We start from the raw sequence: 19,962 nt of genomic DNA on the forward strand, positions 1-19,962 counted from the left end.
CCCGGTCCTGGTGATGGACGACGCCGACCGGGAGAACGAGGGCGACGTCATCCTCGCCGCGCAGACGGTGACGGCGCAGTGGATGGGCGTGGACGGTGCGCCACACCTCCGGCTACGTCTGCGCGCCGATGCCCGCCGACTGGGCCGACCGGCTGGACCTGCCGCTCATGGTGCGGGACAACGCGGACCCGCTGCGCACGGCATACACGGTCACGGTGGACGCGGCCGCCGGGGTGACCACCGGCATCAGCGCCACCGACCGGGCCCTCACGGTGCGGCTGCTGGGCGACCCGGAGACCGGGCCGCAGGACCTGATCCGGCCCGGTCACGTCGTGCCGCTGCGCGCCCGGCCGGGCGGGGTGCTGGAGCGCGCCCGGCCACACCGAGGCCGCGGTCGACCTGTGCGCCGCCGCCGGCCTGACCCCGGTCGGGGCGATCGCCGAGCTGGTCGACGACGCCGGTGAGCCGCTGCGCGGGCGGGCGGTGCACGCGCTCGCGCGAGGAGCACGACCTGCCGGTGCTCACCATCGCCGAGCTGGTCGCCTGGCGGCGCGGGCAGCAGCGGGTGCAGCGGGCGGCGACGACGCAGCTGCCGACCGAGCACGGGCTGTTCACCGCGCACGGCTACCGCGACCAGCGGTCCGGCGCCGAGCACGTCGCCCTGGTCTCCCCGCGCGGCACCGGTGACGGCGCGCCGCTGGTGCGGGTGCACTCCGAGTGCCTCACCGGCGACATCTTCGGCTCGCGGCGCTGCGACTGCGGCCCGCAGCTGGAGGACGCGATGCTCCGGGTCGCGACCGAGGGCGGCGTGGTCGTCTACCTGCGCGGCCACGAGGGCCGGGGCGTCGGGCTGCTGGACAAGCTGCGGGCGTATGCCGTGCAGGACACCGGGGTGGACACCGTCGACGCGCAGACGGTGCTCGGGCTGCCGGTGGACGCCCGGGAGTACGGCGCGGCCGCGGCCATCCTGCGCGACCTCGGCCTCACGACGGTCCGGCTGATCACGCACAACCCGGAGAAGGTGGCCGCGCTCGCCGAGGGCGGGATCGCGGTGCAGGAGGTGCTGCCCAGCGGGGCGGCCCCCGCCCCGGAGGCCGCGCGCTACCTGGCGACCAAGCGGACCCGGCTCGGGCACGTCTCGATCCCCGACCAGGCACCGGGCCGCCCACCGACGCATCCACCGACCCACCCGACGTCCCACCAGGGCGCGGACACCCCACACGACGAGGGCGCGGCCATCGTGGCCGCGCTGGACAGGAGGACCGGATGAGCGGGCACGGCGCACCGACGGTGAGCGTCGACGGCAGCGGGATGAGGGTCGCGGTCGTCGCGGCCTCCTGGCACGACGAGGTGATGGCCGGCCTGCTCGCCGGTGCGGAGCGCGCGCTGGCCGAGGCGGGCGTCGAGCGGGTCGACGTGGTGCGGGTGCCGGGCAGCTTCGAGCTGCCGGTCGCCGTGTGCCCGGTTGGCCGGGCAGCAGTATGACGCGCTGGTCGCGCTGGGCGTGGTGATCCGGGGCGGGACCCCGCACTTCGACTACGTCTGCCAGGCGGCGACCTGGGGGCTGACCCAGGTCACCGTCAGCACGGGGGTGCCCGTCGGCTTCGGCGTGCTCACCTGCGACGACGAGCAGCAGGCGCTGGACCGTGCCGGCCTCGACGGGGTCGAGCGAGGACAAGGGCCACGAGGCCGCGACGGCGGCGATCGCCACCGCTGCCGCGCTGGGCGGGCTCTGAGTCCAGCGCGCCGCCAGGTCGGCAGAGTCGCCGATCCGGAGGCCACGGCGTCAGCGCTTCGTCCGCGCGGGTGATCGGTCCAGCAACAGGTCGGCCGCGCGGGTGAGGACCTGCTCTCTGGTCCGCTCGCCGTGGTCGGCGGCCAGGAAGTGCCCGCCGATCGCCGCACAGAACGCCAGCAGGCTGCGCGCCTCGACCTCGTCGGGGTCCGTGCAGAAGCTGCCGATCACCTCGCGCAGCAGCCCGATCCGCTCGTTGTCCACCCTTCGCAGCCGCTCGGCCACCGCGGCGTCCCGGCGGGACCAGTCGCGGATCGCGAGGTCGATCGGTAGCAGCCGGTCCTGGGAGAAGGTGAGCGTGCCGGCCAGTTCCGCCCGGTCCCTGGGGTCCCCGCCCTCGCGCTCCACAGTGGCGAACACCTCGTCGACCGCCTCGTGCTCCCAGGTGTCCAGCATCTCCCCGAGGAGGGCCTCGCGGCTCGCGAAGTGTCCGTAGAAACCGCCCTTGGTCACGCCGAGCCGCTTGGCCAGCCCCTCGACGCGGACCGCGTCCGGGCCGCCCTCCGCCAGGGCGGCGAGTCCCTCCTCGACCCACCGCTCGCGGGGGGTGAGCGTCCTGCCGGCCACGGTGCACCTCTCGTCCGGGAACTGTGTATACGCAACCGTACACATGGTGCTACGGTCAATATATACGCAACCGTACACATGAGAGGGCAGGTCAGCACCATGAGCAGCACCAGCATCTCCGACGACACCCCCGTCGAGGCCACCGTGGGAGTGGACGCGGTCGGCCCGGACGTGCTCGCCCGCGGCGGGCTGTCGCGGATCGACTACGTCGACCACTTCGCGATCGGCCCAGTGGACGGCACGGCCGCGACGCCCGAGCAGTGGGCGCGCATCCTGTTCGGCGACGTCCCGAGCGTCCCCGAATGGTTCATCTGGCGGGTGCTGCTGCAGCTGCGCCTCCGCAAGGGCCGCTCGCGCTCCGCCGTTGCCGGGTGGCCGATCGTGGCGCGGGGGGAGGACTGGGTCCGCCTCGAGACCTCCTCATGGACCAGTGTCGGCGTCCTGGTCGTGCGAGCGACGGAGCAGGAGCTCTCGCTGACCACCTACCTGCGCTACGACCGGCCCTTCGGTGCCGTGGTCTGGGGCCGGCTGTCCGCGGTCCACCGGCGCCTGTCGCCAGGGATGCTCCGGGATGCCGTATCGACGGTGGCGGAGCGCCGTCAGTCCGCCACTCGATAGCTCGCGATGACCCAGGAGCAGGGCATCTGCCGTCGCCGTCGTGTTACGAGACTCGATCGGATCGAGGTGCTCGAGGGCCAGCCGGGGACACGCCGGTGTGGTGACGGGGGTCGACGACTCCCTATGTGGGCTGACCTGCGACGTTCGCGACCCGGCACAAACCTGACCTTCAGGGTGTTGCATCTAGTGCCGGGTCGTGCCTAGGATCGCTATATCTAGTAGTTACAGAGATGTGGTTCGTCCACATCTTGTGCACAGCCACCAGGTAGTTGCCCACAACGCATCCACAGGACGTCCCCAGGGTCGTCCCCACCCGACCCGTCGCGAAGGAGGAGTCGTGCACTGTCCGTTCTGTCGGCATACCGACTCCCGCGTCGTGGACAGCCGGGTGCAGGAGGAGGGCACGGTCATCCGCCGCCGGCGGCAGTGCCCGGAGTGCGGGCGCCGGTTCGGCACCGTGGAGACCGCCACCCTGGCGGTCACCAAGCGGTCCGGTGCCAGCGAGCCGTTCAGCCGGGAGAAGGTCCTGGCGGGCGTGCGCAAGGCGTGCCAGGGCCGGCCGGTGACCGAGGATCAGTTGCAGGTGCTGGCCCAGCAGGTGGAGGAGTCCATCCGCTCGATGGGGCAGGCCGAGATCGACGCGCACGAGGTGGGGCTGGCGGTGCTGGACCCGCTGCGCTGCCTCGACGAGGTGGCCTACCTCCGCTTCGCCAGCGTCTACCAGGCGTTCAACTCCCTGGAGGACTTCGAGGCGGCGATCACGCTGCTGCGGACCGAGCGGGAGACAGCACCAGCAGGGGGTATGCCGTAGCGCGGCTCTGGCGCATCACCGCAGGTCAGCGGTGGTGTGTCAGACGGCTGTGCGAGGCTGCCAGCAGGACTTGCAGAAGACACCAGTTCACGACACACGAGGCACAAGGAGTAGCTCATGACGGAGACGGCCGGGGCACGGTCCCGTTCGCGGCGGGGCGGCAAGGGACTGAAGATCGAGCGCATCTACACCACGCCTGGCGTGCACCCCTATGACGAGGTCACCTGGGAGAAGCGCGACGTCGTCCAGCAGAACTGGAAGACGGGCGAGACGATCTTCGAGCAGCGCGGCGTCGAGTTCCCCGACTTCTGGTCGGCGAACGCCTCCACCATCGTGACCACCAAGTACTTCCGCGGTGCCGTCGGCACCGACGCGCGCGAGACCGGCCTGAAGCAGCTGGTCGACCGGGTCGTGCTGACCTACACGGCGGCGGGCAAGGAGCACGGCTACTTCGCCACCGAGGAGGACGCCGAGGTCTTCGAGCACGAGCTCACCTACGCCCTGGTGCACCAGATCTTCAGCTTCAACTCCCCGGTGTGGTTCAACGTCGGCACCAAGAGCCCGCAGCAGGTGAGCGCGTGCTTCATCCTGTCGGTCGACGACTCGATGGACTCGATCCTGAACTGGTACAAGGAGGAGGGCTTCATCTTCAAGGGCGGCTCGGGCGCCGGGCTGAACCTCTCCCGCATCCGCTCCTCCAAGGAGCTGCTGTCCTCCGGCGGCACCGCCTCCGGCCCGGTCTCCTTCATGCGGGGCGCCGACGCCTCCGCGGGCACCATCAAGTCCGGTGGCGCCACCCGCCGCGCCGCCAAGATGGTCGTGCTCGACGTCGACCACCCGGACATCGAGGAGTTCATCGAGACCAAGGCGCGCGAGGAGGACAAGATCCGCGCGCTGCGCGACGCCGGCTTCGACATGGACCTGGGCGGCGCCGACATCGTGTCGGTGCAGTACCAGAACGCCAACAACTCGGTACGCGTCACCGACGAGTTCATGAAGGCCGTCGAGGACGGCACCGAGTTCGGCCTGCGGTCCCGGATGGACGGCTCGGTGATCGACACCGTCGACGCCCGCGACCTGTTCCAGAAGATGGCGGTCGCCGCCTGGGAGTGCGCCGACCCGGGCATCCAGTACGACGACACCATCAACGACTGGCACACCAACCCCGAGACCGGTCGGATCACCGCGTCCAACCCGTGCTCGGAGTACATGTCGCTGGACAACTCCTCGTGCAACCTGGCCAGCCTGAACCTGCTGAAGTTCCTGCGCGAGGACAACACCTTCGACGTGCAGAAGTACCAGGCCGTCGCCGAGCTGGTCATCACCGCGATGGACATCTCGATCTGCTTCGCCGACTTCCCGACGGAGTCGATCGGTGAGACGACCCGCAACTACCGTCAGTTGGGCATCGGCTACGCCAACCTGGGTGCGCTGCTCATGGCGACCGGGCGCGGCTACGACACCGAGGGTGGCCGCTCGCTCGCCGCGACGCTGACCTCGCTGCTCACCGGCGCCGCCTACAAGCGGTCCGCCGAGTTGGCCGCCGTCGTGGGGCCCTACAACGGCTACGCCCGCAACGCCGACGCCCACAAGCGCGTCATGCGCAAGCACCAGGCCGCCAACGACGAGATCCGCACGCTGCACGGCATGGACGCCGATGTCCACAAGGCCGCCACCAAGGCGTGGGACGCCGTGGTGAAGGTGGGGGAGAAGAACGGCTACCGCAACGCCCAGGCGTCGGTGCTGGCCCCGACCGGGACCATCGGCTTCATGATGGACTGCGACACCACCGGCATCGAGCCGGACTTCTCGCTGGTCAAGTTCAAGAAGCTGGTCGGCGGCGGCTCGATGCAGATCGTCAACCAGACGATCCCGCGGGCGCTGAAGATCCTCGGCTACACCGAGGAGACGATCGAGGCGATCGTGGAGTTCATCGCCGAGAACGGTCACGTCATCGACGCCCCAGGCCTGAAGCCGGAGCACTACGAGGTCTTCGACTGCGCGATGGGCGCCCGGGCGATCAAGCCGATGGGGCACGTGCGGATGATGGCCGCCACCCAGCCGTTCCTGTCCGGTGCCATCTCCAAGACGGTCAACCTGCCGGAGAGCGCCACGGTCGAGGAGATCGCCGACGTCTACCTGCAGGGCTGGAAGCTCGGCCTCAAGGCGCTGGCCGTCTACCGCGACAACTGCAAGGTGGGCCAGCCGCTCTCGGACGGCAAGAAGGACGAGAAGAAGGACGACGAGTCCGTCGAGTCGGCCGAGGCGCCGGTGGAGAAGGTCATCGAGTACCGCCCGGTCCGCAAGCGGCTGCCCGAAGCGGCGCACCTCGCAGACCACGTCGTTCGCCGTGGGCGGCGCCGAGGGCTACCTGACCGCCGGCACCTACGACGACGGCGACCTGGGCGAGATCTTCCTCAAGTTCGGCAAGCAGGGCTCGACCCTGGCCGGCGTGATGGACGCCTTCTCGATCGCCGTGTCGATCGGCCTGCAGTACGGCGTGCCGCTGGAGACCTTCGTGGAGAAGTTCACCAACCTGCGGTTCGAGCCGGCCGGCCTCACCGACGACCCGGACGTGCGGATGGCGCAGTCGATCATGGACTACGTGTTCCGCCGGCTGGCGCTGGACTACATGGACTTCGACAGCCGCAGCTTCATGGGCATCCACACCGCCGAGGAGCGGGCCCGCCAGCTGGAGACCGGCTCCTACACGCCGGACTCCTCCGGCGAGGAGGAGGAGTCCCTGGAGGACGAGCTGGAGTCCTACAGCCAGTCGCCCGCCCCGGCCAGCAAGCGCCAGGAGAAGGCCGAGGAGGTCGCGGACCAGTCCGGTGCCGGCGCCGCGTCGGCCCGGGTCGCCGAGCCGACCGTGCACTCCTCCGCCGAGCTGCTCGAGCAGTTCCAGGGCAAGTCCGCGGACGCCCCGATCTGCATGACGTGCGGCACGAAGATGCGCCCCGCCGGGTCGTGCTACGTGTGCGAGGGCTGCGGGAGCACCAGCGGCTGCAGCTGACCACCGCTGAGTAGAAGGGCCCCACTCGCTTCGAGTGGGGCCCTTCGCTTGCTCCGGTCGAATTGCGGCGTGGCTGCCGCGGACTCGCAGCCCGAGACCCCGCCGCGCGCGTGACGCACGAACTAAGCTCCCTCCATGACCGCTGATCACTGGAGTTTTGAACCCGGTGACATCACGACGCGCTCGGAGGTCAAGGACCTATATGGGGGGTCCACACTTAGCGGTATCGAGCCCTCGCGGCAAAGCCCGAACGTCATGCTCTATTCCGATCCGGGTCAGGGAGAGCAGCACGGCTACAACTTTGACGGTTGGGATGCCGAGGAACCTGCGGTCTTCTACTACACGGGCATGGGTCAGGTAGGAGACCAACGGGCGGAGGATCGCGGGAACGGGGCGATCCTCAGACACGATCAGGAGGGCAGAGCGCTGCGCCTCTTCGAGGCGAAGGGACCCAAGCGTCCGGGTGGCAAGAAGCAACGCTACGTCGGAGAGTTCCACATCGACGCGAACGACCCCTGGCGCTTCGAGGAAGCCCCCGATCGCAACGACGCCCGCCGGAGAGTTGTGGTCTTCCGACTGATCGCAGTCGATCCGCTAGCGAGTAGAGCCGTGAGTTCCTCGGCGAATGCGAGTGGACCAGCCGCAAGTCCCAGTCCCGCCTCGATTGTCCACCCCGACGCCATCGACCTGAGACACGTCGCCATGGAATGGCTCAGTGCCCGAAGCAACGATGGAGCTGACCCCCTGACTCTCGAGGCCTTGCAGGACTTTCAGATCGGGGGCGTCCCTGTGAGACTTCTGCCGGGCCGCGGGGAGGTGTGGTCTCCTCCGGGATTCGATGGCCCATTGTCCCTTCGAGGATTCCAGGGTGACGTGAACGATCTATCCCGATCAAATGGGCTCTTGCGTTTCAGTCCGGCGGAGAGTTCGCGAGGCGATGTGGATCTTCGTGGAGCTATGGCGAATCAGCTGCCGCTGATCTGGTTTCAGGACGTCGGAGCAGGTTTGCACCTGCCCGTGTTTCCCGTGTATGTCGCCTCCGAGGAGGAGGGAGGCTTCCTCCTCGCCCCTGATGAGCTCTACGGGATGATCCCCTCAACCTCAGCCTCCCCGGTCGAGGAGGTGCTGCAGCGCTACGTGATGGCACAAGTCAAACGACGCCTTCACCAACCGATGTTCCGGGCTATGGTGCTCCGTGCCTACCGGCAACGCTGCTCGGTGTGCGCACTGGCACACACACAACTACTGGACGCCGCCCACATCGTGGCGGATTCCCAAGATGGCGGAGTGCCGGCGATCAGGAATGGCTTGGCGATGTGCAAGCTGCACCATGCTGCGTTCGACGCGCACATCATGGGAATCACGCCCTCCCTCCACGTGGAAGTGGCCCACCACATTTTGGATGAAGTGGATGGCCCCACGCTGAAACACTCGTTGCAGGGCCGACATGGTCAGGCGTTGATGGTTGTTCCCGACGTCCTGTCGGAGCGTCCTGATGCGCAACTTCTCGCCCGCCATTACGAGGAGTTCCAGCGCGTTGCTGGCGCCTGATGGCATGCGGGGGTCATCGGGTGGGAACACCACGACAGAATGGGATCTATGAGCGAGATCGCCACGACCTCCAGCGACCAGTCCCCGGCAACGGCCGACCTGATGGACGTGTATGACGCGGACCTCGACAGCGTCGACCTGCCGTTCCGACTCTACGGGGGCAAGCGTCGGTTCAGCGGGACCGTCGTGACGCTGCGGACGTTCGAGGACAACTCCGGCCTGAAGAAGTTAGTGGGCGAGCCGGGCGAGGGCCGGGTGATCGTCGTGGACGGCAGCGGTTCCACACGGGTGGCCCTGCTCGGGGACATGGTGGCGGCGACGGCTGCCTCCAACGGCTGGGCCGGCGTCATCGTGCACGGCGCGGTGCGGGACGTCGAGGCGCTGGCGCAGGTCGACCTGGGGATCGCCGCCCTGGGGTCCAACCCGCGCCGGTCCAAGAAGGAGTCGGACGGGGAGCGGGACGTGCCGGTGGCCTTCGGCGGCGCGCTGTTCACCCCCGGCTCATGGGTCGCGGCGGACGCCGACGGGATCGTCGTCAGCCGCAGCGGCCCGCTGTCGGTCGACTGACCCGCGGGGCCAGGACGCTCAAGGCTCGATGATCGTGACTCCCGGCCCGGCCGGGGAGTCCATCGCGGCCAGCGCAGCCGGCGCCTCGTCGAGGCCGATCGTGCGGCCCAGGAGCCGCTCCGGGGCGAGCCTGCCCTGCGCGATGTCGGCGAGCATCCGGGGGTAGTCGTGCGCGGGCATACCGTGGCTGCCGAGGACCTGGAGCTCGCGGCCGATCACCGTATGCATCGGGATGGTGGCCCGGTCCGCCACCACGGCCGGCGGCAGCAGGCCGATCTGGACGTGCCGACCCCGGGTCGCCAGGCTCTGCGTCGCCGCCCGGGCGGTGGCCACGCTGCCGAGCGCGTCGACCGCCACGTCCGCCCCGCCACCGGTGACCTCGTGCACGGCGCCTGCCACGTCCTCGCGCGCGGCATCGAGCACGGAGCCGGCCCCGAGGGTGGCGGCCAGGTCGAGCGCGGCCGGGTTGACGTCGACCGCGATGACCTCGGCACCCCGCGACCGGGCGACCATCACCGCGGCTAGTCCCACGCCGCCGCAGCCGAAGACCGCGACGGTCTCCCCGGGCCGGACGGCTCCGACATCCACGATGCCGCGGTAGGCCGTGGCGAACCGGCAGCCCAACCCGGCGGCGACGGCGAGGCCGACCTCGTCCGGCAGGGGCACGACGTTGAAGTCCGCGTGGGGGAGGGCGAGGTACTCCGCGAAAGACCCCGGCCCGTTGAAGCCGGGCTGCCACTGGTTTGGGCAGACGTGCGAGGCACCCGATCGGCATACGGCACAGTCGCCGCAGCCGCAGACGAACGGGACGGTCACCCGCTGACCCACGCTGAGTCGCTCGACGCCTGCGCCGAGGGCATGCACCACGCCGGCCAATTCGTGCCCGGGCGTGTGCGGCAGCACGGTGATGTCCGGGTCGTGCCCCTGCCAGCCGTGCCAGTCCGAGCGGCACAGGCCCGTGGCGCCCACCCGGACGACCACCCCACCGGGCGGCGGCTCGGGGATCGGCACGTCATCCAGATACGTCCGGTCCCCGAAGGCGTCGAACCTCACCGCGCGCATGCTGCCCTCTCCGCCGCCTTGGGGACGGACCCCGGCTGGGCCGCCCGGCAGCAGTATGGCCGGTGCGTCAGATCACGGCCTCTGCGGCCCCGAAGACCTCGTGCAGGCCGAACTTCTCGTTAAAGCCGTGCACCTCGAAGTAGATGAGGCGTCCCTCGGCCATGTTGTAGTTGCAGTCCCGGAAGTCCTTGCCGGACTGGATCGCGCACACGCCGCTCCGGCCGTAGTCGGTCTCCCACTGCACCTCGATCCGCCAGCCGTCGCTCTCGAAGTCCTCCACGATGATGTGGTCGCCATCCGGTTGGAAGCAGCCCATGCCGAACCGGTCGTCGCCGGTGCAGACGGCCGCGTCCGGACCCACCTGTGCGGGTTCCTCGGCCGAGGCGGCCGCGCCGCCGGTGAGGCCGGCGGCCAGCACGCCCGCCGTCAGCGACAGAGCCCCCACCTTCCTCCGGTGGTCCATGGCCTTCGTCCGATTCCTCCGTGACATGAAAACTCCTCCTTGCGAACGTGATTGAGCAACGAGCCGTCCACGCTAGGGGCCGGTCCGTCATACTGCGAGGGAATTTCTGCGACGACGGAGGAGGGTCGATGCCGGACAACTCCCAGGAACGGGCAGACCGCGCGGACCGGCTGCGGCAGGAGGCGCGGGGCCTGCTCGGGGGTGGCCTGAACGCCGTGATCGAGCATCGGATCGGCCCCGTGCAGGTGGCCGGCAGTGCCGCACTGGACCTCATGGCGGTGCCCGACATCGACCTCTACGGGCACGTCGAGGCGGCCGACTCGGCGGCGATGGTGCCGCTGCTGACCGAGCTCCCGGCGCAGCTCAGCGCTCAGGGGTGCGCCCTGGCCACGATCGCCTTCCGCGATGAGCACGTGCAGCCCGACCCGGCGTTCCCCACCACGCCCGGGCTCTACCTCGGGGTCACCTTCGTCGCGCCGGGCGGGAGCACCTGGAAGGTTGATCTGTGGGGCTGGGGCGCCGAGGACCACGCCCGTAGGGTGGCGGAGGACCGCCAGTTGGGCGAGGAGTTGGCCGCGGTGGACCGGGACCTCGTGCTCCGTTGCAAGCAACTCGAGGGATATGGGCGCGACTTCGTCAGCGTCGATGTGTACGCCTTCGCGACGCAGCGCCCTGCCGTGACGGGCGGGGACCTTGCCGCAGAGTTCGCTGCCTTCCGGGCTGCACGCCCGTCCTGAGCCAGATTGGGAGACCAATTGCAGAGAAACCCTTGCATAGAAATCTCTGCTTGGGTATCGTCGGTGCCATGACCGACACCCGGATCCAGCCCACCGCCCCGAGCGTCGAGGCCCCCGACGTGACCGCGCTCGCCGACAGCGCCCTAGCGATTGCCCTGCGCACCAGCCCGATCGACGCCTCCCTGCTGGGCCTGCCCGGCTATGAGACGGCGATGCCGGACCACAGTGCCGCCGCGGAGGACCGGCGGATCGCCGACCTGCGCCACCTGCTCGAGCGGGTCCGTGAAGCCCTGGCGGTGGTCACCGACCGGCAGGAACGGGTGACCCTGGAAGTCATCGAGGAGGCGGCCGTCGGGGTGGTCGGCGCTGCCGGGGCACGGTCGGCGGAGTACACGATCACCGATTCCTTCTTTGCCCCCGCCTCGACGCTGTTCTTCGCGCTCCGGATGGTCCCGATCGGCTCTCCGGAGCAGGCGCAGGCCTACCGGATCCGCCTCGGCATGATCCCGCAGGTATTGGAATCCCTCGCCCAGCGGCACCGGGAAGGGATCGCTGCCGGGCGCCTGCCGGTGCGTCCGCTGGTGGAGGCCGCCATCGGGCACTGGGACCGGATGCTCACCGCGGGGGAGCGGCATCCGCTGCGCACCCCGGCACCGACGGAGGAGTCCGGCGTGCCTGCCGACTGGCATGCCGCGGAGGTGAGTCGGCTCATCGCCGAGGTCGTGGACCCAGCCGTCCGCACCTACCGGAACGTCCTGGCCGAGGAGGTCCTCCCGCACGCTCGCGGCGAGGACCGGCCGGGCCTGTGCTGGCTGCCCGGTGGCGAAGATGCCTACGCTGGCCTGATCCGGACGCACACCACCACGACCCACACCGCCGAAGACCTGCACCGGACCGGGCTCGCGGTACTCGAGGGCCTGCGCGGCCGGTTTGCCGAGATCGGCGCGCGGCGCTTCGGCACGACCGACCTGCAGCAGATCTTCGACCGGTTGCGGGAGGACCCGGAGTTGCGCTGGCGCGACGGGGAGCAGCAGTTGGACCACGTGCGCGCCACCATCCGGCGCGCCGAGGAGGCTGCCCCCGCGTGGTTCGGGCGGCTGCCGGGGCAGCAGTGCACCGTGCAAGCAGTCCCGGAAAGCGAGGCACCCGGCGCACCGGCCGCCTACTACACCCCGCCGGCGGTGGACGGGTCCCGTCCGGGCACGTACTGGAGCAACACCCACCAGGCGGACCAGCACGGGAGGGCGACCAGCGAGGCGGTCACCTTCCACGAGGCGGTGCCCGGCCACCACTTCCAGAACGTGATCGCCCAGGAACTCACTGGCGTCCCCCTGCTGCGGCGGCTCAACATCTTCACCGCCTACACGGAGGGGTGGGGGCTGTATGCCGAGCAGCTCGCCGGGGAGATGGGGTTGTACTCCGACGACGTGGCGGTCCTGGGGCAGCTCAGCGAGGACGCGACCAGGGCGGCCCGGCTGGTGGTCGACACCGGACTGCACGCCCTCGGTTGGAGCCGCCAGCAGGTGGTCGACTTCTTGCGCGCCCATACCGCCATGCCCGAGCAGGAGGTGCAGACCGAGACCGACCGCTACATCGCGCAACCCGGTCAGGCGTTGGCCTACATGACCGGGCGGATGGAGATCCAGCGGATCCGCACCGCCGCCGAGCACGCGCTGGGTGACCGGTTCGACATCCGAGCCTTCCACGACGTCGTGCTCGGCTCGGGCACCGTCCCGCTGGGGGTGCTCGAACGGCTCGTGCGTGAGCACGTGGACGCGGTGCTGGCGGCGAGCCCCGGAACGCTCTGACCCACGACCCCGTCGGGTCGCCGCAGCCGGGGTGAAAGTGCGGTGTAAGAGGGTCGCTTCATGGAAGGCAGCATGAACCGTGCCCAGGAAGAACCCGCATGACGCGGACCGCCGAGACCCCGACCCTGCGGGGATACGGACAGCTCTACGGCCCGATCGCGGTCATCGGGTTCGCGATCACCTTCGTGCCACTCGTTGAGGACGTGGTCCTCGAAGACGACGGCGGGACCATGACCTGGCGCTACGACTCCCTGTGGGTCGTCGCGGGCAATCCCAACGGTGGCGTTGCCGGGGTGGGACTGATCGTGATCGGCGTGCTCGTCCTGCTCCTGCTCGTGGCGACCTTCTGGCCGCCGAGGACGATCGGACTGCCGATTGCCATCACGGTGTGGAGCCTGTTGCCGTTGAGCATGCTCGTGACGAAGTTCGGCACGTCGGATCCGCACCCCGCCCTCAGCGACGGGGGGCTGTTCGCGCTGGGGATGCTGGTGGCGCTGCCCTTGGTCGGTGTCGCCCACACGATCCACCTGTTCAGCAGGCGGGGCCGCGTGAGCACCGACTGACCGACCACCGCGAGCCCCGGTCCGGTCGGTCCACGGCATACACTCCCGCCCCGTGAGGGGAATCGACTACTCGCCGCTGACGACCCGGCCCACGCTGCGGGAGGTGGCGCAGTGGCGCGAGTCGGTGCGGGTCCACGACGAACGCCTCGGCTATCACGGCCCGGCGTCCCGCGACGATGACAAGGTTGCCCCCGCGTGGCTGGGCGTCGCCTTCATCTGGTGGTCGATCCTCGCGGGCATCTGCACCATCGGCGGCTGGTGGATCGTCCTGTCCGAGGGCGACGCCTACGGCCTCGTCCCCGGGCTGGGGTTCCCGGCGATCTGGCTGGTCTCCACGAGGGCGCTCGCGCGGCGGCGGCTGCGGTCGTTGGCCGACGGATGGGAGGGGCCTTACCGGCTGATGGCGTTCGCCCGGGCCAACGGGCTCGAGGCGCTCCCGGTGGCCGGGCCGGCCGAGTTGCCCGGCCGGATGTTCGGCCGCGGGCTGCGTGGCAACCGGGTGCGGCACGACCTGGTGACCTGGGACCAGGATGGCCGGACGGTCGAGGTCGCCACCGAGTCCTGGCACTCGGGCAATCCGCCCGGCGGTGGGCCACCCGAGGACGCCGGGAGTTGCCGTTACCTCGCGGTCCACGTCGGCGAGGTGTCGCCCGAGTCGGTCCTCACCGAGGAGGTGCAGCGGCTGCTCGCCGACCCGGCGCAGCCCCGCGAGGCGGAGGTGGTCGACGGGTGGTTCCTGGCCTACGACCACGGCGATCCGGACCCGTTGGACGTGGGGGACTGGGAGCGCACCTTCGCCCTGGTCGACGCCCTACCCTGAGCACGACCTCCCCGATGCGCTTGCCACGCGCGGACGGGTCCGGGACGGTGTAGTCCATGGGGACAGGCCAAGAACTCTGGGTCGATGGACCGCGCTGGTATGTGTATGGGCTGGTTGACCCGGTGCTCTTTCGCAAGACAGGCAGTCAGCTGCTCAGCCTGTTCTACGTCGGCAAGGGCGTGAAGGACCGGGTGGACCACCACGAGAAGGACGAGCGTCAGGCCCTGGCGGACCAGGACCAGCACCTGCCACGGAACGGCTCCAAGAGTGAGCGCATCCGCAGGATTCTGGGCTCCGGGGAGCGGATCGCCTCGGTCCAACTGCTCAGTGGTCTGGAGAACGAGGACGACGCCTACCGGGTAGAGGCCTTCGCCATGGAGATGGTGAACCGGCTGCTCCGGGCACACCGGCTGGCCCCGTTGACCAACGCGATCCCCGGCCGCGGCCAGAGCCGTGGCCTGGCCACAACCCTGCCGCACGAGGACTTCGGCGCGGAGCCCGCGACGGCCCTGCTGGAGCCCACGGCGGTCGAGGAGGAACCGGAGTATGCGTGGCGCAGTGTCGCCGAAGGCCTCAGCGCATCGACGGCCCGCCGCAGGGAGTGGCCCGACGTCATTGAGGTAGACACGTTGCTGGTGAAGGGCAGTGCGGAAACCATGGTGGGTGGCTCGCACGCCGACCTCCCGGTCGAGCAGTGGCCCGCCTTCGCCGTGGACCTGCGCGGACGCGTCCGGGTCCGTGACGCCGACTACCTCCCGGATTCAGAATTCGAGCGGCGCGGGTGGAACCCCGACGAGCCGTGGAGCGACAGGGAGGCCCGCGAGCGGGCCACACGCTACTGGCCCCTGGCCCGCGATCGGGCCCTGGCGTGGATCGAGGACCCGGACACCGCGCCGCAACACCTCATGCTCGCGATCCCGGGCAGCGGCGGCACGACCGTGCGGTATGTGTGGTCCATCGACCCGACCAGCCCGTGGGAGCATTTCCCGGAAACCGGGCGGTGGGGCGTGCCCCTCGGCCAGCGGATCCTGGACCACCCGGCCGTCGGCGTCTCCCTGGTGGAACGGAAGCAGGACCGCCTGGTGCAGGTCCTCCAGGGATACGCGTCCGGCATCCGGCTGCTGACGGTGTGACTGCTGTGTCCCGCGTGCCGGGCCAGCCTCAGGTCAGCCGATCGGCCAGTCCGGCACGGCGACGGCGGGGCGGTGGGCCTCGTACCAGGCGGCGGCCCGCAGCACGCCGGGGTCGTCGAAGCGGCGCCCGGCGATCTGCACCCCGATGGTGCGGCCGTCCGCGGTGACGCCGCAGTTGACGGTCGCGGCCGGCTGCCCGGACATGTTGTAGGGCACGGTGAACCCGATGTGCCGCATGCCGCGGCCGTTGTCCGGGTAGGGCATCGGCTGCTCCGCGGGGAAGGCCGACACCGGGGCGACGGGGGAGAGCACCAGGTCGAAGGGGAGCGTGGCCGCCACGGTGACCGACTGCATCCGCATGATCTCCTGGTAGCACTCCAGCACCCGGGTGCCCGAGGCGCCGGCCCCGCCGGCGACCCACTCGGCGATGTAGGGCAGCACGCGGCCCTGCTGCTCGGCCGATAACGCCTCGAAGTCGCGCAGTGACCGCACCCGCCAGAACAGGTCGACGGCGTCGAGCAGATCCTCGGTGAGGAACGGCCCCAGCTCCGTGACCTCGGCGCCCGCGGCGGCGAAGGCGTCCGCCACGCCGCGGACGGCCGCCAGGATCTCCGGCTCCACGGCACCGCCGCACCCGGCGTCCAGGTGCAGCCCGACGCGCAACCCGCGCGGGTCGAGGCCGGTGAGGTCCCAGTCGAGGGAGTGCGGCGGCAGGCTGGTCCAGTCGCGCTCGTCGGGCCGGCTCAGCACGTCCATGAACAGGGCGAGGTCGGCGACGGTGCGCCCCATCGGCCCGGCGGCCCGACCCAGGTAGGGCGCGTCCAGCGGGATGCGGCCGTTGCTGGGCTTGAGGGTGGCCAGCCCGAGCCAGGTGCCCGGCAGACGGATCGAGCCGCCGATGTCGGTGCCCACGTGCAACGGGCCGTAGCCGGCGACCGCGGCGGCGCCGGCGCCGCTGCTGGACCCTCCCGTGGTCAGGGTCGGGTCCCACGGGCTGCGGGTCACCCCGTGCAGGCTCGAGACACCGGAGGAGAGCATCCCCCAGTCGGGCATCACCGTGGACCCGAGCACCACACCGCCGGACTCCAGCACCCGGGCCGTGATCGGCGCGTCCCGCTCGGGCACGACGGGCTCTGGGCCGGCCGTGCCGGCGGGCATCGGCACCCCGGCCCGGGCGATGTTCTCCTTGAGCGTGAGCGGTATGCCGTCGACCGGCCCGAGCGGTCGGCCCTCGCGCCACCGTGCCGCACTCGCCTCGGCGGCCGCGCGGGAGGTCTCGGGGTCGTGCCGCCAGAAGGCGTTGAGCACTGGCTCCCGCTCGGCGATCACGTCCTGGACCGCGTCGTGCACCTCGACCGGCGACAGCGAGCCCTCGGCATACGCGGCGCGCAGCTGCGCGGCGGACAGGGCAGCCAGCCCGGCGTCGGTCACGACGGCTCCTTCCGTGGGGGATGCGCCGCCCGGTCGCGATGGGCGTCGAGCGGGGTGCGCCAGGTCAGCGTATCCCCGGGCCCCCGCGTCGCCGTCGCCGGTCATCGCCGTCTCCCCGCCCGCCTCACACGAGCGACGGGCCCCCGACCAGGCGGTCGGGGGCCCGTCGTCTGCCACGCTCGGGTCAGCGGAACCGCAGCGCCAACTCGTCCGCGGTGAGCGGGGTGCCGGCGCCGTTGTAGATGGCGTTGGTCACCACCGTCCACGTGGCGCGGGGCCAGGTGCGGAAGGTGATGTGGCCGCCGGCGATGGTGGCCTGGCCGTCACCGACCTCGAAGGTCGCCACGTTGCTGGCACCGGCGATGGCGGACGTGCCGTGGGCGTAGCCGCTGACCAGGAGGTCCTCGGCCTCCGGGTAGGACGCGGCGACCTGGGCCTCACCGTTGATCGCGAAGGCCGGGTCGTTGTTGAACCACACCGGCCAGGACTCCGGCATGCCCCAGGCCGCCGGCAGCGGCCGGGTCGAACGATCTGCTCCAGCAGCGCTCCCGGGGCGGTCATGACGTCACGCTCGGAGGGCGTGATGTTCTCCGCTGGGAGGGACAGGGCGCTGACGGCCGTCGTCGAGGCACTCCCGAGGGCGACCAGGTTGCCGCCGCCCTCGACGAACTCGGCGAGCTTGGCCGGACCGTCGGGGACGCCCCGGGCCCAGTGGAACTCCTCCGGGTAGTTGTCCGGGTCCAGTCCATCAGTGATGCGTGAGGTCGAGATCCCCGGTGCCAGCACGATGGTGTCGTACATCCCGGCGAGGTCGTCGTAGTCGTCAGCGCTGACCACCTCGTAGTCCGTGCCGTACTGGTCGAACATCCACATCAGCCACCCACCGGGCATGTTGTTGGCTCCCCGCACCAGCCCGACCCGCGTCGTCTCCTCAAGCTCGACCGCGGGCACCCGCGGGACCTGGCGCACGGCATACACCGGCAGACCCAGCTCCGCGCTCGCCTCCTGCAGGGCCTCGCGCGCACCGTCGGCCTTGGCCGGGACGAGGAGGGCACCCGGAGGCAGGACCACTCCGGACCGGACGTCGATCTCCTCGGCCGCCCGGTAGACCGGGACATCGGCCTGCTCCAGGGCGGTGATCACCCGGCCCACCCCGTGCGAGGTCGGGCTCACCACGTACGCGCCGCGGCGACCCGGGTCGTTCGGGAAGTCCTGCTCCGCGGGAGTCACCTCGTCCAGCACGACCGTGGACGCCTCGACCGGGTCGTTCACCGCGTCGACGTCGACGCCCATGAGCAGGCCGAGGTTATCCGTGGTCTCGCTGTACGGCATGATCAGCGGGCAGTCGTTGCACTTGCGCGCGTTGTCGGGGTACTCGTCGATGCGCAGCAGCTGGTCCACCCACCGGCCCAGCGGCTGGTCGGTGTGCAGGATCCACGACCCCTCCTCGTATGCCGTGTCCCCGGCGGTGAAGTCCGCCGTCGCCTGCTCGATCACGACGTCGCCGAGGTCGAAGATGCTCAGCAGCTCGTAGGTGGCGAACGGGTCCCGCTGCTCGGCCGGGATGACGTAGGCGGCGGCGCCGCCGTCCCAGGTCTCGCTGTTGGCGTTGACCTGGTACATGTTGCGGTAGAGCCACTCCTGCGGGTTCCCGGCGACGGTCTCCAGGCCGGAGTAGGCGGCCGTCTCGGCGTACTCCACGATCTGCATCGGGCGCCAGGTGTTCTCGTCGTAGGGCAACGGCGAGCGCAGCGTGGGTGCCGACGGCTCGAGGATGTCATCGGAGGTGTAGGTGAACCACAGGTCGCGGGCGGAGGCGATCTCGGTCAGCCAGGTCGTGGTGCCCTGGAAGGTGCTGTAGCCCATCACGTCGGCGTTCCACATGATGCCGTAGGCGTCGTCGGTCTTGGCGCCCTTCTTGCCGGCGGCGATCAGATCGCGGTTCGCCTCCTGACCGATGCTGTTGGCCGAGGAGACGGTGATCGGGTCCAGCGTCCGGGACATCGGCTCGTCCCACGGCGGGGTCCAGATGCGCGGGCTGTTGGCACCGGCCTGGTGCATATAGTGCTGCACGACCGGGCGGTACTTCTGCTCCAGCGCGAGCCGGATCCGTGACTCGACCTGGGTGAACATGAACCAGTCGCGGTTGTTGTCGTGGCCGACGTACTTCTGGTAGAGGTCCGGGAAGACCCGGGCGTAGTCGGTGCCCTCGGTGTCCATGAAGTAGTCGACCACCCGGTTGTGCCCGTCCGGGTTCTGCGAGGGCACCACCACGATGACCATCGAGCCCAGCACCTTCTCGGTGAAGTCCGACTGCTCGGTGGCCAACCGGTGCACGACGTTCATCAGGGCCGGGGTGTTGCCGACCTCGGTGGAGTGGATGCCGGCCTCGATGTAGTAGATCGGGACGCTCTCGGCGGCGAGCTGCCGGGCGTAGTCGTCGCGGGGCAGGCCGGCGGCGTCCGCCTCTGCCTGCATCTGCTGGGGGTCGGCCAGGCGGGCGTTGATGTCGAGGATCTCCTCGAGCCGGTCCAGGTTGGCTGCGGAGCCGATCTCCACGATCGGGAACTCCTCAGCCTCGGTCGCCTCGCCGACGACCGAATAGTTCACCAGGGGGGAACCGGCCGCGATCTGCTGGAGATAGTCCTTGACCTCGTGGAATCGGGGAAGTTTGCCCTCTTCGCCCATCGGGTACCCGAAGAATTCCTCGGGAGTTTGCAGGGATTGGGCGGGAGCGGTGAAGGCCGAGTCGGCCCGGGCGGGGGAGCCGGGTCCGTTCACGCCGGTCGCTCCGGTTGTGCCGGAGAGCAGTCCGAGGATCGAGGCGGCAGCGATGGTGGTGGTGGAGATCGTTCGTTTCAGCGGCATGGAAGTGTCCCTTCTTGCCCGTGGCAGTGGTCCCCGTTCGGTGAGATCGAACGTTTCAGCGAGTCGGTGACTCGTCAATCAGCCCTGCGAAGAGAGAGACGAATTGCTCGATCACAACGGGCGAAAGTGACCAATAGTCCATTCCACTTGGGAAA

At 70.2% G+C, this 19,962-nt stretch carries 14 protein-coding genes and 3 pseudogenes; 12 read left to right on the forward strand and 5 right to left on the reverse strand.

Annotation, left to right across the window (positions count from 1 at the left end; genetic code table 11):
- Positions 1-13 precede the first annotated feature (13 nt).
- Together ribB and ribH are read left to right on the forward strand one after the other, a co-directional pair.
- Positions 14-1,270: pseudogene (ribB, locus tag AC1QRC_RS08590) on the forward strand (3,4-dihydroxy-2-butanone-4-phosphate synthase).
- Positions 1,267-1,736: pseudogene (ribH, locus tag AC1QRC_RS08595) on the forward strand (6,7-dimethyl-8-ribityllumazine synthase). Before ribB ends, ribH begins: the two co-directional pseudogenes overlap by 4 nt.
- Before the next feature lie 50 nt (positions 1,737-1,786).
- On the opposite strand, the gene AC1QRC_RS08600 reads toward ribH, so the two are convergent.
- A complete protein-coding gene (locus tag AC1QRC_RS08600; RefSeq protein ID WP_484206353.1) occupies positions 1,787-2,362 on the reverse strand; it encodes a TetR/AcrR family transcriptional regulator in 576 nt (191 codons plus the stop codon).
- A gap of 99 nt (positions 2,363-2,461) precedes the next feature.
- Between AC1QRC_RS08600 and AC1QRC_RS08605 the strand changes: the two genes are divergently transcribed.
- From AC1QRC_RS08605 to rraA, 5 genes and pseudogenes are all read left to right on the forward strand, one after another.
- Positions 2,462-2,980, forward strand: coding sequence for a hypothetical protein (locus AC1QRC_RS08605; protein ID WP_484206354.1), 519 nt, complete (start codon positions 2,462-2,464; stop codon positions 2,978-2,980).
- Positions 2,981-3,317: 337 nt separating this feature from the next.
- A complete protein-coding gene (gene nrdR, locus AC1QRC_RS08610; RefSeq protein ID WP_484206355.1) occupies positions 3,318-3,791 on the forward strand; it encodes a transcriptional regulator NrdR in 474 nt (157 codons plus the stop codon).
- Between the two features lie 117 nt (positions 3,792-3,908).
- Positions 3,909-6,804, forward strand: a pseudogene (locus tag AC1QRC_RS08615) (vitamin B12-dependent ribonucleotide reductase).
- A gap of 135 nt (positions 6,805-6,939) precedes the next feature.
- Positions 6,940-8,355, forward strand: a complete 1,416-nt coding sequence (locus AC1QRC_RS08620; protein ID WP_484206356.1) for an HNH endonuclease — start codon at positions 6,940-6,942, stop codon at positions 8,353-8,355.
- A gap of 48 nt (positions 8,356-8,403) precedes the next feature.
- Positions 8,404-8,922 (forward strand): ribonuclease E activity regulator RraA, encoded by a 519-nt coding sequence (gene rraA / locus AC1QRC_RS08625; protein ID WP_484206357.1) that lies wholly within the window; start codon positions 8,404-8,406, stop codon positions 8,920-8,922.
- Positions 8,923-8,940: 18 nt separating this feature from the next.
- On the opposite strand, the gene AC1QRC_RS08630 is transcribed toward rraA, so the two are convergent.
- Complete coding sequence (locus AC1QRC_RS08630; protein ID WP_484206358.1) at positions 8,941-9,984, reverse strand: zinc-dependent alcohol dehydrogenase family protein; 1,044 nt, start codon at positions 9,982-9,984, stop codon at positions 8,941-8,943.
- A gap of 67 nt (positions 9,985-10,051) precedes the next feature.
- Positions 10,052-10,474, reverse strand: coding sequence for a hypothetical protein (locus AC1QRC_RS08635; protein WP_484206359.1), 423 nt, complete (start codon positions 10,472-10,474; stop codon positions 10,052-10,054).
- Positions 10,475-10,575: 101 nt separating this feature from the next.
- Between AC1QRC_RS08635 and AC1QRC_RS08640 the strand changes: the two genes are divergently transcribed.
- The 5 genes from AC1QRC_RS08640 (at position 10,576) to AC1QRC_RS08660 (ending at position 15,508) form a co-directional block, all read left to right on the forward strand.
- Positions 10,576-11,184 (forward strand): hypothetical protein, encoded by a 609-nt coding sequence (locus AC1QRC_RS08640; protein ID WP_484206360.1) that lies wholly within the window; start codon positions 10,576-10,578, stop codon positions 11,182-11,184.
- Positions 11,185-11,252: 68 nt separating this feature from the next.
- Positions 11,253-12,992, forward strand: a complete 1,740-nt coding sequence (locus tag AC1QRC_RS08645; RefSeq protein WP_484206361.1) for a DUF885 domain-containing protein — start codon at positions 11,253-11,255, stop codon at positions 12,990-12,992.
- Between the two features lie 98 nt (positions 12,993-13,090).
- Positions 13,091-13,555 (forward strand): hypothetical protein, encoded by a 465-nt coding sequence (locus AC1QRC_RS08650; RefSeq protein ID WP_484206362.1) that lies wholly within the window; start codon positions 13,091-13,093, stop codon positions 13,553-13,555.
- A 52-nt stretch (positions 13,556-13,607) separates the two neighbouring features.
- Entirely contained in the window at positions 13,608-14,375 is a 768-nt protein-coding gene (locus AC1QRC_RS08655; protein WP_484206363.1) for a hypothetical protein, read from the forward strand.
- 56 nt (positions 14,376-14,431) lie between these two features.
- Positions 14,432-15,508: a GIY-YIG nuclease family protein gene (locus AC1QRC_RS08660; protein WP_484206364.1), complete on the forward strand. Its 1,077-nt coding sequence runs from the start codon at positions 14,432-14,434 to the stop codon at positions 15,506-15,508.
- A gap of 33 nt (positions 15,509-15,541) precedes the next feature.
- Here the strand turns inward: AC1QRC_RS08660 and AC1QRC_RS08665 are convergent, their stop codons facing one another.
- Together AC1QRC_RS08665 and AC1QRC_RS08670 are read right to left on the reverse strand one after the other, a co-directional pair.
- Positions 15,542-16,939, reverse strand: coding sequence for an amidase (locus AC1QRC_RS08665; protein ID WP_484206365.1), 1,398 nt, complete (start codon positions 16,937-16,939; stop codon positions 15,542-15,544).
- 252 nt (positions 16,940-17,191) lie between these two features.
- Positions 17,192-19,807 (reverse strand): M14 family zinc carboxypeptidase, encoded by a 2,616-nt coding sequence (locus AC1QRC_RS08670; RefSeq protein ID WP_484206366.1) that lies wholly within the window; start codon positions 19,805-19,807, stop codon positions 17,192-17,194.
- Between the last annotated feature and the right edge of the window lie 155 nt (positions 19,808-19,962).

It is taken from the genome of Ornithinicoccus sp. (genome assembly GCF_057176825.1).

Coding starts and splice junctions, on each gene's coding strand:
- AC1QRC_RS08605 (WP_484206354.1), top strand. CDS start 2,462: ATGAGCAGCACCAGCATCTCCGACGACACCCCCGTCGAGGCCACCGTG.
- AC1QRC_RS08620 (WP_484206356.1), top strand. CDS start 6,940: ATGACCGCTGATCACTGGAGTTTTGAACCCGGTGACATCACGACGCGC.
- rraA (WP_484206357.1), top strand. CDS start 8,404: ATGAGCGAGATCGCCACGACCTCCAGCGACCAGTCCCCGGCAACGGCC.
- AC1QRC_RS08630 (WP_484206358.1), bottom strand. CDS start 9,984: ATGCGCGCGGTGAGGTTCGACGCCTTCGGGGACCGGACGTATCTGGAT.
- AC1QRC_RS08635 (WP_484206359.1), bottom strand. CDS start 10,474: ATGTCACGGAGGAATCGGACGAAGGCCATGGACCACCGGAGGAAGGTG.
- AC1QRC_RS08640 (WP_484206360.1), top strand. CDS start 10,576: ATGCCGGACAACTCCCAGGAACGGGCAGACCGCGCGGACCGGCTGCGG.
- AC1QRC_RS08645 (WP_484206361.1), top strand. CDS start 11,253: ATGACCGACACCCGGATCCAGCCCACCGCCCCGAGCGTCGAGGCCCCC.
- AC1QRC_RS08650 (WP_484206362.1), top strand. CDS start 13,091: ATGACGCGGACCGCCGAGACCCCGACCCTGCGGGGATACGGACAGCTC.
- AC1QRC_RS08660 (WP_484206364.1), top strand. CDS start 14,432: ATGGGGACAGGCCAAGAACTCTGGGTCGATGGACCGCGCTGGTATGTG.
- AC1QRC_RS08670 (WP_484206366.1), bottom strand. CDS start 19,807: ATGCCGCTGAAACGAACGATCTCCACCACCACCATCGCTGCCGCCTCG.